The sequence below is a fragment of the Pseudomonas sp. TH21 genome (assembly GCF_016651025.1).
Classification (GTDB): domain Bacteria; phylum Pseudomonadota; class Gammaproteobacteria; order Pseudomonadales; family Pseudomonadaceae; genus Aquipseudomonas; species Aquipseudomonas aylmerensis.
On the sequence record NZ_JAEKEQ010000001.1, the window covers coordinates 4,145,566 to 4,161,328 of the forward strand.

Below are 15,763 nucleotides of genomic sequence, written 5' to 3' on the forward strand. Positions count from 1 at the left end.
TGGAGCTATACCCCATGAGCGACTTCAATACCCTCGAACTGATCACCGACAGCCGTGGATTTGCCACGCTGTGGCTCAGTCGTGAAGCCAAGAACAACGCGTTCAATGCCGAGATGATCCGCGAGCTGATCATCGCCCTCGACCAGGTCCAGGCAGATGCGTCCCTGCGTTTCCTGGTCCTGCGCGGGCGCGGCAAGCACTTCAGCGCCGGCGCCGACCTGGCCTGGATGCAGCAGTCGGCCGAGCTGGATTATCACACCAACCTGGACGACGCCCGCGAGCTGGCGGAATTGATGTACAACCTGGCCAAGCTGAAAATCCCGACCCTGGCAGTCGTGCAAGGCGCGGCCTATGGCGGCGCGCTGGGCTTGATCAGTTGCTGCGACATGGCCATCGGCGCTGACGACGCGCAGTTCTGCCTGTCCGAAGTGCGCATCGGCCTGGCACCGGCAGTGATCAGCCCGTTTGTGGTCCAGGCCATTGGCGAGCGTGCTGCGCGCCGCTATGCCCTGACTGCCGAACGTTTTGGCGGCCAGCGTGCGCGGGAAATCGGCCTGTTGGCGGAAAGCTATCCCCTCGGCGAACTCGACGGGCAAGTGGAACAGTGGATCGCCAACCTGCTGCAGAACAGCCCGGCGGCGATGCGCGCCAGCAAGGACCTGCTGCGCGAAGTCGGCAACGGTGCACTGACCCCGGCCCTGCGCCGCTATTGCGAAAATGCCATTGCGCGAATCCGTGTCAGCGCCGAAGGCCAGGAAGGCTTGCGCGCCTTCCTGCAAAAACGTCAGCCAGGCTGGCAGGCACAGGAGCCGCGTTCATGAGCACATTGACCACCGTGCTGGTGGCCAACCGTGGCGAAATTGCCTGCCGGGTGATGCGCACCGCCAAGGCCATGGGCCTGACCACCGTCGCCGTGCACAGCGCCATCGACCGCGATGCGCGGCACAGCCGCGAAGCCGACATACGTGTCGACCTGGGTGGCAGCAAGGCCACCGAGAGCTACCTGCAGATCGACAAACTGATCGCCGCCGCCCAGGCCAGCGGCGCCCAGGCGATCCATCCGGGCTACGGCTTCCTGTCGGAAAATGCCGGCTTTGCCCGTGCGATCGAAGCCGCTGGCCTGATCTTCCTCGGCCCGCCCGCCTCGGCCATCGACGCCATGGGCAGCAAGTCGGCGGCCAAGGCGCTGATGGAAACAGCCGGCGTGCCGTTGGTGCCCGGTTATCACGGCGAAGCCCAGGACCTCGACACCTTTCGCGCCGCCTGCGAACGCATTGGCTATCCCGTGCTGCTCAAGGCTACCGCCGGCGGTGGCGGCAAGGGCATGAAGGTGGTCGAGGACGTCAGCCAATTGGCCGAAGCCCTGGCGTCTGCCCAGCGTGAGGCGCTGTCGTCGTTCGGCAACGCGCAGATGCTGGTAGAGAAATACCTGCTCAAGCCGCGCCATGTGGAAATCCAGGTGTTTGCCGATCAGCATGGGCATTGCCTGTACCTCAATGAACGCGATTGCTCGATTCAGCGGCGCCACCAGAAAGTCGTCGAAGAAGCGCCGGCACCCGGCCTGAGCATTGAACAACGCCGGGCGATGGGCGAAGCGGCGGTGCGCGCGGCCCAGGCCATCGGCTATGTCGGCGCGGGCACCGTGGAGTTCTTGCTGGATGCGCGTGGCGACTTCTTCTTCATGGAGATGAACACGCGGCTGCAGGTGGAGCATCCGGTCACGGAAGCGATTACTGGCCTGGACCTGGTGGCCTGGCAGATTCGTGTCGCCCAGGGCGAGGCGCTGCCGATCACGCAGGAACAAGTGCCGCTGATCGGCCATGCGATTGAAGTGCGCCTGTATGCCGAGGATCCGGTGAATGATTTCCTGCCCGCCACCGGGCACCTGGCGCTGTACCGCGAATCGGCCCCTGGCCCGGGCCGCCGGGTGGACAGCGGCGTCGAACAGGGCGACAACGTCTCGCCGTTCTATGACCCGATGCTCGGCAAGTTGATTGCCTGGGGCGAGAACCGTGAACAGGCGCGGCTGCGCCTGTCGAGCATGCTCGATGAGTTTGCCGTCGGCGGGCTGAAGACCAACCTGAGTTTCCTGCGGCGCATTATCGGCCATCCGGCATTTGCCGCCGCCGAGCTGGATACCGGGTTCATTGCGCGCCATCAGGAGGAGTTGCTGCCGGTGCCCGGCGCCTTGAGCGACGCGTTCTGGCAGGCTGCAGGCGCGGCCTTCATGCACAGCTTGCCGGCGGCTGACGGGCCTTGGGCGGACAACCGTGGCCTGCGCCTCGGCTTGCCGGCCGAGGTGTCGCTGCACTTGAGCTGCAATGGGCAGGATCGGCTGGTCACGCTGGCGGCAGATGCCGCGCAGTTGCACGGCGAGCAGTTGCTGACCGAGCACCAGGGCGTGCGTCGCGCGCACCTCGCAGTTCGCAGCGGAGACACTGTGTTCCTGCGCTGGGACGGTGAGGTGCACGGCGTGAGCCTGTTCGATCCGATTGCTGCGGTCGACGCCAACCAGTCGCATCAGGGCGGCCTGACGGCGCCGATGAATGGCAGCATCGTGCGCGTGCTGGTGGATGTTGGCCAAACGGTGGAGGCCGGCACGCAGTTGGTGGTGCTGGAAGCCATGAAGATGGAGCACAGCATCCGTGCGCCCCAGGCCGGGGTGGTCAAGGCACTGTTCTGCCAGGAAGGCGAAATGGTTGCCGAGGGCGCGGCGTTGGTGGAACTCGACGCGACGGGCTAGAACTTCGCCGTGGCCTGCACGACGACGCCCAGGATGCGACACGCGTCGGTGAGCAACTGTTTCGGGTAGGTGGGGTTAAGCGGCACCAGGTAACGCTGGCCGCTCTCCTCGAGCAGCTGGCGGAAGGTCGCCTGGGCATGGCCGGCCCATTGGGCAACCACCAGTTTGCCCGGTTCGGCCGCCAACGCCGGGTCGACCAGGATCATTGACCCGGCGCCGATGCTGAGACCGCTGGGCGCGGTCATTGCGTCGCCGCTGACCGGCAGCCAGTAGGCCTCGCCACGGGCGTGGTAATCGGTCAGCTCGAAGCGGGCGGCGCCATAGGCCGGGCGCTCTTCGCGCAGTTCGCACAGGCCTTTCCAGTCGCTGACCGGGTAGCGGAAATACGGGTTGTAGCGGGTCGGCGCAGCCCGGTCCCCGGCGGTCTTCTCGCGGATCTGCAGCACCACTTCCAGATACTCCAGCCCGAGCTCTTCGAGCACCCGGTTCATGTCCGCCAGGCTCGGTACCCGACGCTTGTTGAGCCAATGCCCGATCCCGCCCTGGGACATGCCCAAGCGCTCGGCGAGTTCGACCTGCGTGACCTTGCGGTCTTCCATGTTGGCCTTGACCAACGCTATCCAGTTATCCATGGCGCCAGACGATACGTCACGGATTTTCCAGGGCAATAAACAGTTTGTAGTAATCCATAAAACGACATGAATACGATACGTACTATCATCGAACTCAAGGTTTTAGACACTCACCCCAGAGCACCGCCCTTATGACGACGAGCCCGTATCTCCTGCCTGACCCTTGCGAAAATGCCGACTTGCACGACCTGCGCAGCAGCGGCGCAGCACAGCGCGCATTGGACTTTTACTTGAAAGAAAATATGTCGACGCCAACCCCGGACGGGACGTTCTTCGCCATCAAGCCGGGCATCAGCCAGGAGGAGGCCCTGGTGCACGCCTCGGACCTGTTGCGCAGTGCCGCGGCCACCGCCTACGAATCAGCGAGCAGCCATCAGGGCAACCAACGCGACCTGGCCTTTTCAGTGGTGTATTTGATTGATATGGCGAAGGCGATGGTGGAGCGATCACTGCAAGCGCCTGACGCTCAGGCGAGCGCGTAAGCGGCGCAAAGGAAAAATATTTCTATCACACGGATAAAAACATTTGACTTGCAAATGATAATGATTATTATTGGACCCAGCTGATCGCGAGATCAGTCGATAGACCAAGGGACCTTAGGTCGGACTCTTGGAATATCTCCTCATCAGGCTAATCACGGTTTTTGACCCGGCTCTTTGGCCGGGTCTTTTTTTGCCAGTTTTCCTGGCATGGCTTCAGGCTAATGAAGACTGTGTGTTGCTCAATGGCGCGCATGGTAGCAAAAGACCATCGTCAAAAGAAAGCCGTGCGAGCGCTCTAGCCCAGTTCTCTGCGAAATAGCGCTTGAGAATCAATCTCATAGATTCTAAGCTGCGGCGGCGTCAGGGACGACGCCCCCCCTCCTCCGCAACAATTTTGCGTCCAGTCTTTACCAGACTCGTGTGTAAGATAGCCGCCACAACACTCATAATCAGGCAACCAGACTATGACCGTGGCCTTGACCTCCATCAAGATCAGCACCGACTTCGACAGTGGCAATATCCAGGTGCTCGACGCCAGCGATGCCTACCAGTTGCTGTTGGCGATCAACCCGGATACGCGCAGCCAACATTTCCAGTGGTTCCACTTCAAGGCCGAAGGCATGCACGTGGGCCACACCCACACGTTCCGCCTGAGCAACGCCGGCAAGTCGTCCTACCGCCATGCGTGGAGCGGCTACAACGCGGTGGCCTCCTACGACCATATCAACTGGTTCCGTGTGCCCACACGCTTTGACGGCGAGATCCTGCACATCAGCCTCGAGACGCGCGAGAAGCACGCCTGGATTGCCTACTTCGAGCCCTACAGCCGTGAACGCCATGACGGGCTGATCGCCCAGGCCCTGAGCCGTGCGGGCACCCAATTGCTGGCCACCGGTAAAAGTGTCGAAGGTCGTGATATCCCCTTGCTGCGTCGCGGCAAGGGCGGCGAAGGCCGACGCAAGGTCTGGATCATTGCCCAGCAGCACCCTGGTGAGCACATGGCCGAATGGTTTATGGAAGGCATCATCGAACGCCTGCAGCAGGACGGTGACGCCGAGCTGAAAAAACTGCTGGCGGTGGCCGACATGTACCTGGTGCCCAACATGAACCCGGACGGCGCCTTCCACGGCCACCTGCGCACCAACGCCATGGGCCAGGACCTCAATCGGGCCTGGCAGAGCGCCAGCCAGGAACTCAGCCCGGAAGTGCTGTTCGTGCAGCAGCAGATGGAAAAATACGGCGTCGACCTGTTCCTGGATATCCACGGCGACGAAGAAATCCCCTATGTGTTTACCGCCGGTTGCGAAGGCAACCCCGGCTACACCCCGCGCATCGAAGCCCTGGAAAAACACTTCCGCAGCCACTTGAGCGCCCTGACCCGCGACTTCCAGACCGTTCACGGCTACACCCGCGACCTGCCCGGCGAGGCCAACATGACCCTGGCCTGCAACGCGGTCGGCGAGAAATACGACTGCCTGTCACTGACCCTGGAAATGCCCTTCAAGGACAACGACGACGCCCCCAACCCGCACACCGGCTGGTCGGGCAAGCGTTCGATACAGTTGGGCAAGGATGTGTTGAGCACCGTGGCCGATATCGTCGGCACCCTGCGCTAACCCACGCAGCAGCCAGGCTTGCCGGCGATCGCGTGGTTCAGCACGCATCGCCGGCAAGCCACGGCATCAGTCCCGGGTGCCGGTCATGCTTTGCAGCACACCGTCACGCCGAATCAGCCCATGGAACAACGCTGCCGCCAGGTGCAACAGCACCGTCAGGAACAGCAGATAAGCCAGAAAACCGTGGGCCTTGCGCAACAGCGCAAACAGCGGCGCGTTCGCGCCGACCAGTGCCGGCAATTGCACCGCGCTGCCGAGCATCACCGGATCGCCCGCCGCCGAAATCATCGCCCAGCCCAGCAGCGGCAACACCAGCATCAACGCATACAACACCACGTGAGAGGCTTTGGCCGCCAGCACCTGCCACAGCGGCAAGTCGGCGGGCAATGGCGGTTGACGCGTGGAAAAGCGCACCGCCAGCCGCACGATCACCAATGCCAGGATCGCGATACCCAGCGGCTTGTGCAGGTGAATCAGCCACTCATGCCGCTCTGACACCGAGGCCACCATACCCGCGCCGATAAACAGCATGGCGATCACCATCAGCGCCATCAGCCAGTGCAGCAGGCGCGCCAGGGGCGCGAAAAACCGTGGTTGGGCATTCATGGCTTCGACTCCTGGGGGGCACTGTGCAGCGGGCTGACTTCACCGGCGCGGCGCAGGTACGAGCTGGCGTACGCCGCCGACCGGGCGGCCAGCAATGGGTCGTTGGAGGCTTCAATGCCGCTAGGCAACACCAACGGATCAAAGTTGATGTCACGGCAATCGCCGTCCGCCTGCGGCTGGCTGCTCTGCAACACCAGGGTGCCGGCATTCAGCACGGTATGTTCGCCGGTCCAGGTTTTGCTGGCATCGTCCAGCGGGTCGCCGGGGTTGGCCAGCGTCATGTTCAACTGCCAGCGCAACGGCCCGGCAGCCAGGCGTTGCACCAGGTCTTTCTCGAGAAAATCGTTACCTGCCGGCGCGCTATCCCCCGGCGCATCCTGGCTCTGCGGCACCACGCCCCAACGCACCGCCTGGCGCTTGCCCTGCGCGCTTACCAGGTAAAACGCATTGATACCGTTGTAGGTTTCGGTGGCATAGCTGGCCGAAGGCTTGGCCGTCTTGACCCACGCCAGGAACGCCGCCGTCTCCGGATGCGCGGCGAAAAACGCCGGCATGCTCGCCGGGTTCGGCTTGCCGGTGGCCGGGTCGGGCGCGCCCGCCTTGAGCATCTGGTAAAACGCCTCGGGCGTGCCTACCGGGAACACCGGCATGCTGTTCATCCCGGTGCGCCATTGCTGGCCGTTGGCCTGGCTGAACTGCACGGCGAAACTGCGGATCGGCACGCTGCTGTCCGGCGCATACGGGTTGCCGCTGGGCAAGGCGAAGCGGCCGACCACCGGGGTCTTGTCCGCGTTGAACACCTGGGCGCTGGAATAGGCACGGGCCTCGGCGCTGCTTTCGAAGTAGCCCGCCACGCAGATGCCCTTGGCGTGGTTACGCCGGAATCCGGGGTGCACGCCGTTGTTGGTTTCGAGAGCATTGACCAGGGTTTTCGGCCGCAGGCGTTGTGGGTCGAGGGTGCCATTGACGTAGGCAAATGCCCCGGCCATAACCGCCACCACGCCACCAATACACGCCAGCCTTAGAACCAGGCTGGCGCGGCTGAGTGGCGGTTTAGGCGGTGATGAGTGATCTACCATGAAAAGCTCCAGGGCACATGGCCGCAGGGGAAAAGTGCTATGAGACGAATCCCATGTAGGTTTATTCCCTGTTCACTGTAGTTTTTTTCAAAGCAGATGCACTGCCGGAGTATCGCGCGGGGGTTCAGGAATCCCAGATCGCGCCATAGGCTGGGATGCCCCGGGCTTCCAGCGCCTGCACCACGCGACGGGTCAGGTGCTGGTTGGCGATGCAAATCACCGCCTCCACGTCATAGGTGTGCACGGCGGCGCAGGCCAGTTGCACAAGGTCCGGTTGACCGCGCGCATCGGTGTCCCAGATCAACGCGTCGGGCTCGGCCCGCAGGATTTCGTCGACCAGTGCATCGCCGTAGGTCTGTCGCGGGCTGCGTGCCGACCAGAGCAACCGCACAGGCACGTTGCCCGCCAGCAAATGCGGGAGCACCGGGCCGATGCCGCTGCCGGTGGCGACGTACAGCACCGATTTGAACAGCGTCTCGACATTCGCCACGCCGGCCGTGGTGATTCCCTTGACCCACACATGCGACGGCAAGTGCTCGATAAACCGGCCCGTCCAATCCCCTGCCCGCGAAATGATCAGCCGAAACCCGAGCTCGCCCGGCGCAGGAATATTGGCGAACGAATGCCACTCCAACAAAGGGTTCAGGCTGATGCTGGTGGAGGAGCCGGTAAACGGCGTGGTGTGGGTGAAGCGCACGATAGCCACATGCCGGGATGGCCGCAGACTGTCGACCGGTACTCTGCGCAGGCGCAGCCATGGCAGGGCAATGCTCAGGCTGAGTAGCCCCAGCATCCAGAACGTGCCACTGGCCTGCTGTTCGGTGGAGGCCTGCCACGCCAGTCCCCAGAACAGCAGCAATACACTCCAGCCGGCAAAGCGGTGCACACGTTCGAAGCCATTGTGGAAGCGCCCTCGCACCCATGGCAGCGCCATGGCGACCATCACTAGCAGCAAGGTCATCAGCACAGCGCTCAGCCACAACCAGACGGCCGATACGCTGCCCGGCTCGCGCAACTGCTGCAAGACCTGCACCCCGAACAAGGAAGCGAACCAGCCCGTCGCCGCCACCGCGGCGCCACTGTGCAGCCCACCCACGTGGTAAACCTTCGCCACACGCCGACGCAGCCACAACGGCCAGCGGGTTGGCACCCGCGTCACCCACCAGAACAGCGCATTGATCACGTACTGCTGACGGATCAGCGTGGCCAGCGAGAGGTTGATCAGGACCATGCTCGACAGCGTGTCCACGCCCATGGCCTGCACGCCAGGCCCTAGCCAGACAACAAGGGCATTGGTGAGCATCACCAGGGCAAACAGGCGGTGGTAATAGGAAAACAATGGCTGCGCGGCGAGCCTTCGCCATAACCGCGCCTTGGGCGTCACAACGACCTGGGTCAGGGCATCAAGCATCACCGGTCTCCTTCACGGCCTGGCGTTGACGCGCCCATTGCAGCAGCAGCGCCTTATCCACCTTGCCGCGGCTCGTCAGCGGCAACTGATCCAGCGCGTAGATCCGCGACGGCACGCAGTAATAGGCCAGGCGCTGCTCGCAGTGCCGGCGGCAGGCATCGATATCGACGCCGGCCGGTGACACGAATGCCACCAGATGGCGGTCATCGAGTTTCAGCGTGACCGCCCGCGTGCAGTCTGTGCGGGCTTCCAGCGTGGCGGACACCGCGTCCAGCTCCACGCGAAACCCACGCACCTTGACCTGGTCATCCACCCGCCCGAGGTGTTCGAGCTGTCCGTCGCGGGTCCAGCGGCCAAGGTCGCGGGTGCGGAACATCAGCGCGCCGGCACCGATAAAAGGGTCCGGCCGATAGCGCTGCGCGGTCAGCTCTGGATTGCCGAGGTAGCCTGCTGTGACACCGGCACCGCCGGCCCACATTTCACCGATCTCGCCCAGTGCACAGGCCTGACCCTGAGCGTCAAGGACATACACCGTGTTATTGGGCGTGGGCTGGCCAATGGTCAGCAACGTGCCGGGCACATGCCGGTGCAGCGTATTGACGATGGTGGTTTCGGTGGGTCCACAGCCGTTGTAGAAGTCGCAGTGGCCCGCCCAGTGATCGGCCAGGCCTTGCGGGCAAGGCTCGCCTGCCACCGCAACCACCTTCAGGAGAGGGCACTGCCGAGGCTCGAGGGTGGCCAATATCGACGGCGTTGCGATCAGCACGTCACACTGCGCCGCCGTTGGCGCGATGTGCTTGCCGCGAATCATCAGCGTCGCGCCATGGGCCAGGCAGCCGAGGATTTCCCAGGCAGCCATGTCAAAGCCGATATTGAGGATCTGCCCCACCGTGCGCCCCGGCGCCATGCCCATCCGCCCGGGCTCGGTGAGCAAAATGTTGCACAGATTGCGATGGCTGACACGGACGCCGTTGGGGCGCCCGGTGGTGCCCGAGGTAAACAGCACAAAACACAGGTCGTCAGGGTCGACGGCAGCGCACACCGGCTGATTGTCCTGGGCGATCCAGGGGACTTCGGCCAGGAACTCATCGAGGCACAGGCACTGCGACGCGTGCGTCTCGGGCAGGCGCTCCAGCAGTGGCGACAGGGTCAGGATCAGCGGGCTGGACAACGCTTCAAGGACCAACGCCAATTGCATCGGCGGCACGATCCTGGCGTCTTGCGGCACATACGCCGCGCCGACCTTCATCACCGCCAGCAACCCTACCAGCATCGGGATCGAGCGCTCGACAAACAGCGCCACCGTGTCACCGCGTTTCACCCCCTGCTCGATCAAACGCATGGCCAACCGATTGGCCTGCCGGTCAAGTTGCGCGTAGCTGATGCGCTGCCCCTGGCACACGGCGGCCGTGGCGTCGGGCGCCAGCGCCGCCTGCCTTTCGATAGCGTGGTGCACACAGCCATGTCCCGGTGGGGCCGACGGGCCGCGCGCCCAGCGTTCAAACAGGTCCTGCTGTGCGACGGGCCAGTGCGCAAGCGCCTGTCGGCAAAATTGCGATTTATCCTGTGGTGAAAACGTCATGGACACACCCTCTGCGGTTAACTGCCGACTGAGTGTCGACAGATACAAGGGTGGAGAGAGGGCAGTGCCCGCGATTACAGGCCTACGAACAATACCGAAACGTATAAACCACATAGCGCAAGATTCTTTCGCACGCGGATGGAATAACCTACAGCGGCCGGCGTCTACCTCAGCACAACCGGCTAGACTCCCATTCCCATGCATGCACTCGACGAACAGTTACGTGAACTCATCCCCAGGTTGCGGCGTTTTGCCGTGTCCCTGACCCGTAACGCCAGCAGCGCCGACGACCTGGTGCAGTCGACCCTGGAACGGGCGATCACCCGCTGGGCCGACAAGCGCCTCGAAGGCGACGTGCGGGCGTGGCTGTTTTCGATCCTCTATCGGCAGTTTCTCGATGCGCATCGACGCACCCGGCGTTACGCCCGCATGCTGGAGTTCTTTACCGGTCGGGATGATGCGCAGCCGTCGGTGGAGCGCACGGTCATTGCCCAGTCGACCCTGCAAGCCTTCGATCAACTCAACACCGAACAGCGCGCCCTGCTGTTATGGGTGTCGGTGGAGGGCTTGAGCTACAAGGAGGTCGCCGAGATTCTCGAGGTGCCGGTCGGCACGGTGATGTCGCGCCTGTCCCGCGCGCGCCAGGCCCTGCGCCAACTCAGCGATGGTGAAATAGCCAGCCCTTCCCTGCGGAGACTCAAATGATCAGCCTGCCCCCCAGCGAACGCGATTTGCACGCCTACGTCGATCACCAGCTCCTGGAGAGCGATCGCCGTGTCCTTGAAACCTGGCTGGCGGCCCACCCCGACGTCGCGGCCCAGGTCCACGCCTGGCAACAGGATGCGCAATTGCTGCGCGCGTCCCTCGGCGGGGCCCTGCAACAGCCGGCCAACCCTGACCTGGACCCCGCGCTGATCCGCCAGCGCATCCAGCAGCGCTCGCGCCGCCATTGGGCCACAGCGGCGGTGCTGCTGGTGGCCGTCAGCCTCGGCGGGGTCGGCGGCTGGCAGGCGCGCGAAGCCACCCAGCCGCCGTTGCTGCCGATGGCCGATGCGATGCAGGCGTTCCGTCTGTTTGCCCAGGACGGCATCATGCCCGCCGACTATAACGTCCAGGACGGCGGCAACATGCAGGCCTGGCTGGACCGCTACTTCAACCAGGCCCACCGCCTGCCCGACTTGAGCGCCGCAGGCTTCACCCCCGTCAGCGGGCGCCTGCTTACTACCGAGCAAGGGGCGGCGGCCATGGTGCTGTACCAGGACGCGCAAGGCCGGCGTATCAGTTTCTATATCCGCCCACCGGGTCCGGAAAACGGCTTCTTGCCGCGTGGCAGCCGCAGCGCGGATGGGCTGCAGGCGCAGTACTGGTCCGGCGCCGGCTACAACTACGCAGTGGTCAGCCCGGCGGACCAGCCCGCCCCGCCGATGCAGAAGTTCTAAAAGCCGACGTCGAGGATCACGTTATCCGTATAGGTGCCGGCCGGGGGTGTGGTCTGGTCGGTGTAGATCCTGGCGTTGTAGTTGAACACCTGGGCACCGTTGCTGCCCATGCCATTGCCGGGGTTGACCTCGGCGCTGGTACTCGCGCGGCGCGCGGCGCCGACACTGCCCCACACGGTGGTGCCGGCACTCTGGAAGATGTCGTAGGACAGGTAATTGGCCCCCGAAACCATCCGTCGGCGTCCGGCATTGGCGTTCTGGCCCGGGTCGAGCCCCACCGTGTAGGCGCTGCCCTTGGTGCAGGAAATGTTGATGGTCTGGTTGACCGTGCCGAAGGCACTCACCACCGGCGCGCCGCCGAAGCTGATATTCGGCGCGGTGATCGTGCAGTCGTTGGTGACGGTCATGTTCACCGTCAAGGTGGTCGTCCCCGAATTGGTATCGCGCCCGAGGCAGATGCCCAGCGCGCCAATGCCAGAGCAGTAGCTCCAATCCCAGAAAATGCTCAGGGTTTCGGTATAGATCCCCGCCGCAACGTTACTGCCGGTAATCGTCCCCAGGTACAGCGGCACCGTCTTGGGCGTAGAGCCCCCCAACAGGCCGAGCAGGTCAATGATGCCGTTGCGCGCGAAATCATACTGGGCACCGCGTGTGATCAGATACGCAGCACCGGTGTTGTTGGTCGCGTACAGGTTGTAGCCGATCACATCACCGGTGGGGCCGACCATGCCGGCCGTTGAGGACGTGATGGTGGCGTAGAAGTGGTCATTGGTGGTGAGCAGCGACAACAGCGAACCGGTACAGCGCAACCCGCCGTTGGTGGTCGAAGTGGATTGGGTGGTGGTGCGCACCAGGATCGAACTCACCGAGCCGAACCCGGCCGCATTGGTCGCCACCACCGAACACAACGCCTGAACCTGGGACGCCAACCCGCTCAACACCAACCCCGCTACCACACCCCGCACTTTCACCCGACACCTCCTGTGTCTATCGACAAACCAATGGCCCGATCATCGGCACCTGCTCACTGGATTTCGGCAGGGCAAACTGCACCTGGCAACTGGCGCCGCCGCCCAGGGTCACGCGCAAGGTGTTCTGCGCCGCCAACCGGTCGAGGTACACCAGGCCATCCCAGCCCACCACCGCCGCCGCGCCGCTCTGCTCATGCAGCACGGTCGCGCCCAGCGGCAACGGCGTATTGTGTTCATCCACCAGTTCAATGCTGGCAGCGTTGATCCGGGTCAGCGGAAACTCCAGCAGATAGCCGCTGCCGCGACGCACCGCCACCCGTTGCTCCACCGATGGGCTCAGCACATTGGCCGGCAAGTTCAGCGGATCGATTTCATATTTGCCGCGGTAATAACCGCTGCTCCACGGCACCAGCAGGCGGCCGCTCTGGTCGGTTTCGCCGACCAGTTGGTTTTCATAACGCACCGGGACCTTGGCGTAGCCGTCGGTACTCACCACCACAAAGGCATCGTTGATCCGGTTGGCCGCAAACACATGCTTGTCCATCCACACCAGCGAGCCGCTGGCGTCGGCCCAGCGAGTTTCGGCGTCGCTGCTGCCGTAGACGCCGGCCTGCAATTGCACCGACTGCAGGCGCCAGGTCAGGTCGGCCTGGCGGTAATCCGGGCCCTGGCCATGTGCGTAGCCGAGGTTGTAGCCCACGCCGCCGGGGCCCGGCACCGCACGACTGAAATTGACCCGCTGGCGATTCTCGCCGGAGGTGCTGCGCTCCATGCTCATGCTCAGGCTGCCATCGAGGTCGAACGGGATCACGACTTGGGCCTGCACCGCCCAGTTGCTGTCGCCGATCTCGCGGTTGGCCGACAAGTAAAAGCTGCTGTTGCCCCACAGCGGGCGGTTCCAGGTCAGGTTGAGCAAGCGCGTGCGCGAATCATCGGCGGCGCGGATATCAAAATAACCAGCGCCCAGGCTGCCCCAGCTGTCGAGGTTGAGGCTGGCAGTGACCTGCTCGCTGCGCTTGCTCAAACTGATGTAGGGCGAGTCGATCACGGTGAGGTCGGCATACTGCGCATGCCGTTCCAGCCGTTGGTACGAGAGGCTGTAGCGCTGGCTGCTGTATTGATAGCCGAGGCTGACTTGCTGACCCTCGCGCCCGTCGAAACGGCTCTGGCTGACCGCACTGTTGAGCACGCCAAACGAGCCGAGCCGTACGTTGCCGCCAACGCCGCCCAGGGTCAGGTCATTGGACGCTTCGGCGTGGCTTTCCAGGGTGAACACATCGCTGACGCCATACCGCAGGCTGCCGGAGGTGACACCCTGGCCATAGCGAAAATCCTGCTGCGCGTAGTCGCGGCGCAGGGTACCGGCAGCCACCGAGAAATCCGACAGGCCCTTTTGCAGCAGGCTGCTGGTGACATAGAACGGTACCGTGGTAGACACCTGCCGGCCAAGGGCATCGGTGGTCACCACCACCGCCTCGCCCGCACCGTTGATGAACGGGATATTGGTCAGGGTGTAGGGCCCCGGCTGCACGTTGTCGCTGGACGACTTGAAGCCATTGATAAACAGGTCCACCGAAGACGGCACCGCCGCCTCGCCGGCGAACTGCGGCAAGGGGTAGGTCACCAGGTCCGGGCGCACGCCGAAATCGCGCGACAGCTGCACACCGCCCAGGCGCACCGAATTGCTCCACGGCAAGGCGCCGCTGACCAGGTCGCCGGCCTCGTAGGTCAACAGGCTTTCATCGTCCGAATAGCGCCAGGTGGTGTCATAGCGCAGGTAGCCGTTGTCCAGCCCATTGCCGGCGTTCGCGCCGAAACTGCGGCGGTATTGCCCGGTGTTGGAGACGGTGCCCCAGGTGTCGAACACCCGCACTTCGTTCCAGGCAGCGAGGTAGGTGCCGGCCTCATCGGTGTCGTTCAGGTACAGGTCATAGTTGAGCATCGCGCCGAAGCTGGTCATCGCCTCGGTGCGCGGGTACGCCTTGCGGTTGCCGAGGAACTGCGCCGGCAGCCAGTCCGGCGGCACGCTCAAGAGCAGGCGCTGGCCCTGGCTGTCGTATTCGCTGTGCAGCCCCGGCAACTGGTCCAGGGCCACTTCGGCGGACACCGAGGCGGGCAATTTCATGCCGATCGCCTGCAGGTCAGCGGCGGGCATGTACAGCTGCCCCGCCCGCTGCTCGACCACGATGACCTTGCCGGTGTCCATCTGGTTGACCAGCAATTGCAGGTACAACTGGGCATCGGGCATGGCCTCCAGGCTGGTGGGCGGTGGCGGCAGCTCACCGGCATCGACCCGCGGGATAAACACCAGACAGCAACACCCCATGGCGATCCATCGCACTGTTTGGATACAACGAGCCGACACTCAGCTCACTCCCTGTCTTTTACGGGCCGGGCTTGACGCTCTGTACCGTCGGCGCACCGTTGACTTTAAGCAGTAACTCCTGGCCACTGGCCAAGGGTTCCGGCACTGGCCAGCGCATGGTTGCGCCCGGCAACACGTAGCCCATCAGGCCCTCGGTCACCGGCCGGTTCTGGCCACCTTGCTTCACGGCCACATCCGTCAGCCGTGCATGCACCGCGCCCTGGTTGCGGATCTCGATGTAGGAGCGTCCGCCCTCGGCCACTTTGCGCCAGGTCAGGTCCGGCACGCCGGCGCCCTTGGGGTCGCGCTGGCGCGTCAGGTCTTCCTTGCTCCACAGCCCCGCGCCGTAGGCGAACAGCGGCACCGAGTAACGCATCTGGAACTGGATCGACGCGGCCGTCTTGCCATCCTCGGCGCCCGGCTGCCGGGGCGCGGGGATCTCATCGATGATGATGCGATACGCCAACTCCTGGCCCGGTGGCACGTCCTTGGTACGGGTCAGGCGCACCAGTTGTTTCTGTCCCGGTTCGATACGGGCCACCGGCGGGCTGCCGATCACATCACGCTGGTTCTGGTACTGATCATCGAAACCGTTCTGGCGCCAGGCAAACACGCGGACCTGCAGGTTGGCGGTTTCAGTACCACGGTTTTCCAACCACAGTGCACTGGCCTGTTGATCAGCCTCCAGCACCGGGTCGATCGGCCAGATCAGCACCGAGCTGGCGGCCTGCACCTGGCTTGCGCCCAGCAGGGCCATGGCCAGCAGCCCTTGACGCAGGGACGGGGGTAAACACATAGGCAAGCTCTGCTCCTTAGATTGAAAACCACTTCAATTCA

14 protein-coding genes are annotated in these 15,763 nt (G+C 63.9%); 6 read left to right on the plus strand and 8 right to left on the minus strand.

The features are described from left to right. The first annotated feature begins 14 nt into the window (after positions 1-14). Both JFU04_RS18215 and JFU04_RS18220 read left to right on the plus strand, forming a co-directional pair. On the plus strand, positions 15-821 hold the full coding sequence (locus JFU04_RS18215) for a gamma-carboxygeranoyl-CoA hydratase (RefSeq protein ID WP_065901076.1): 807 nt from the start codon (positions 15-17) through the stop codon (positions 819-821). Further along, the gene (locus tag JFU04_RS18220) at positions 818-2,743 is read left to right on the plus strand and encodes an acetyl/propionyl/methylcrotonyl-CoA carboxylase subunit alpha (protein WP_201145232.1); all 1,926 of its coding nucleotides are present in this window, start codon (positions 818-820) and stop codon (positions 2,741-2,743) included. Before JFU04_RS18215 ends, JFU04_RS18220 begins: the two co-directional genes overlap by 4 nt. Here JFU04_RS18220 and JFU04_RS18225 read toward each other — a convergent pair. After that, on the minus strand, positions 2,740-3,375 hold the full coding sequence (locus JFU04_RS18225) for a LexA family protein (RefSeq protein ID WP_201145234.1): 636 nt from the start codon (positions 3,373-3,375) through the stop codon (positions 2,740-2,742). The genes JFU04_RS18220 and JFU04_RS18225 overlap by 4 nt on opposite strands. 131 nt (positions 3,376-3,506) lie before the next feature. Between JFU04_RS18225 and JFU04_RS18230 the strand changes: the two genes are divergently transcribed. Continuing rightward, positions 3,507-3,857 (plus strand): DUF6124 family protein, encoded by a 351-nt coding sequence (locus JFU04_RS18230; RefSeq protein ID WP_065901086.1) that lies wholly within the window; start codon positions 3,507-3,509, stop codon positions 3,855-3,857. A 464-nt stretch (positions 3,858-4,321) separates the two neighbouring features. Then, the gene (locus tag JFU04_RS18235; RefSeq protein ID WP_201145236.1) at positions 4,322-5,473 is read left to right on the plus strand and encodes a M14 family metallopeptidase; all 1,152 of its coding nucleotides are present in this window, start codon (positions 4,322-4,324) and stop codon (positions 5,471-5,473) included. Between the two features lie 66 nt (positions 5,474-5,539). On the opposite strand, the gene JFU04_RS18240 is transcribed toward JFU04_RS18235, so the two are convergent. The 4 genes from JFU04_RS18240 to JFU04_RS18255 form a co-directional block, all read right to left on the minus strand. Beyond that, the gene (locus JFU04_RS18240) at positions 5,540-6,079 is read right to left on the minus strand and encodes a cytochrome b (RefSeq protein WP_065901089.1); all 540 of its coding nucleotides are present in this window, start codon (positions 6,077-6,079) and stop codon (positions 5,540-5,542) included. Further along, the gene (locus JFU04_RS18245) at positions 6,076-7,158 is read right to left on the minus strand and encodes a catalase family peroxidase (protein WP_120449015.1); all 1,083 of its coding nucleotides are present in this window, start codon (positions 7,156-7,158) and stop codon (positions 6,076-6,078) included. Before JFU04_RS18245 ends, JFU04_RS18240 begins: the two co-directional genes overlap by 4 nt. A gap of 124 nt (positions 7,159-7,282) precedes the next feature. Next, positions 7,283-8,569 (minus strand): hypothetical protein, encoded by a 1,287-nt coding sequence (locus tag JFU04_RS18250; protein ID WP_201145238.1) that lies wholly within the window; start codon positions 8,567-8,569, stop codon positions 7,283-7,285. Further along, on the minus strand, positions 8,562-10,151 hold the full coding sequence (locus tag JFU04_RS18255; protein WP_201145240.1) for an amino acid adenylation domain-containing protein: 1,590 nt from the start codon (positions 10,149-10,151) through the stop codon (positions 8,562-8,564). The genes JFU04_RS18250 and JFU04_RS18255 overlap by 8 nt, the downstream gene beginning before the upstream one ends. A 198-nt stretch (positions 10,152-10,349) precedes the next feature. On the opposite strand from JFU04_RS18255, the gene JFU04_RS18260 reads away from it, so the two are divergent. Together JFU04_RS18260 and JFU04_RS18265 are read left to right on the plus strand one after the other, a co-directional pair. Continuing rightward, entirely contained in the window at positions 10,350-10,856 is a 507-nt protein-coding gene (locus tag JFU04_RS18260; RefSeq protein ID WP_065901106.1) for an RNA polymerase sigma factor, read from the plus strand. Continuing rightward, positions 10,853-11,590 (plus strand): anti-sigma factor family protein, encoded by a 738-nt coding sequence (locus tag JFU04_RS18265; protein WP_201145242.1) that lies wholly within the window; start codon positions 10,853-10,855, stop codon positions 11,588-11,590. The genes JFU04_RS18260 and JFU04_RS18265 overlap by 4 nt, the downstream gene beginning before the upstream one ends. Here the strand turns inward: JFU04_RS18265 and JFU04_RS18270 are convergent. The 3 genes from JFU04_RS18270 to JFU04_RS18280 are packed head-to-tail and all read right to left on the minus strand — an operon-like array spanning position 11,587 to position 15,722. Beyond that, on the minus strand, positions 11,587-12,561 hold the full coding sequence (locus tag JFU04_RS18270) for a spore coat protein U domain-containing protein (protein WP_201145244.1): 975 nt from the start codon (positions 12,559-12,561) through the stop codon (positions 11,587-11,589). The genes JFU04_RS18265 and JFU04_RS18270 overlap by 4 nt on opposite strands. Positions 12,562-12,577: 16 nt before the next feature. Continuing rightward, positions 12,578-14,887 (minus strand): fimbria/pilus outer membrane usher protein, encoded by a 2,310-nt coding sequence (locus tag JFU04_RS18275; protein WP_201145246.1) that lies wholly within the window; start codon positions 14,885-14,887, stop codon positions 12,578-12,580. Between the two features lie 58 nt (positions 14,888-14,945). Then, positions 14,946-15,722, minus strand: coding sequence for a fimbrial biogenesis chaperone (locus JFU04_RS18280; protein WP_065901113.1), 777 nt, complete (start codon positions 15,720-15,722; stop codon positions 14,946-14,948). Positions 15,723-15,763: the final 41 nt, after the last annotated feature.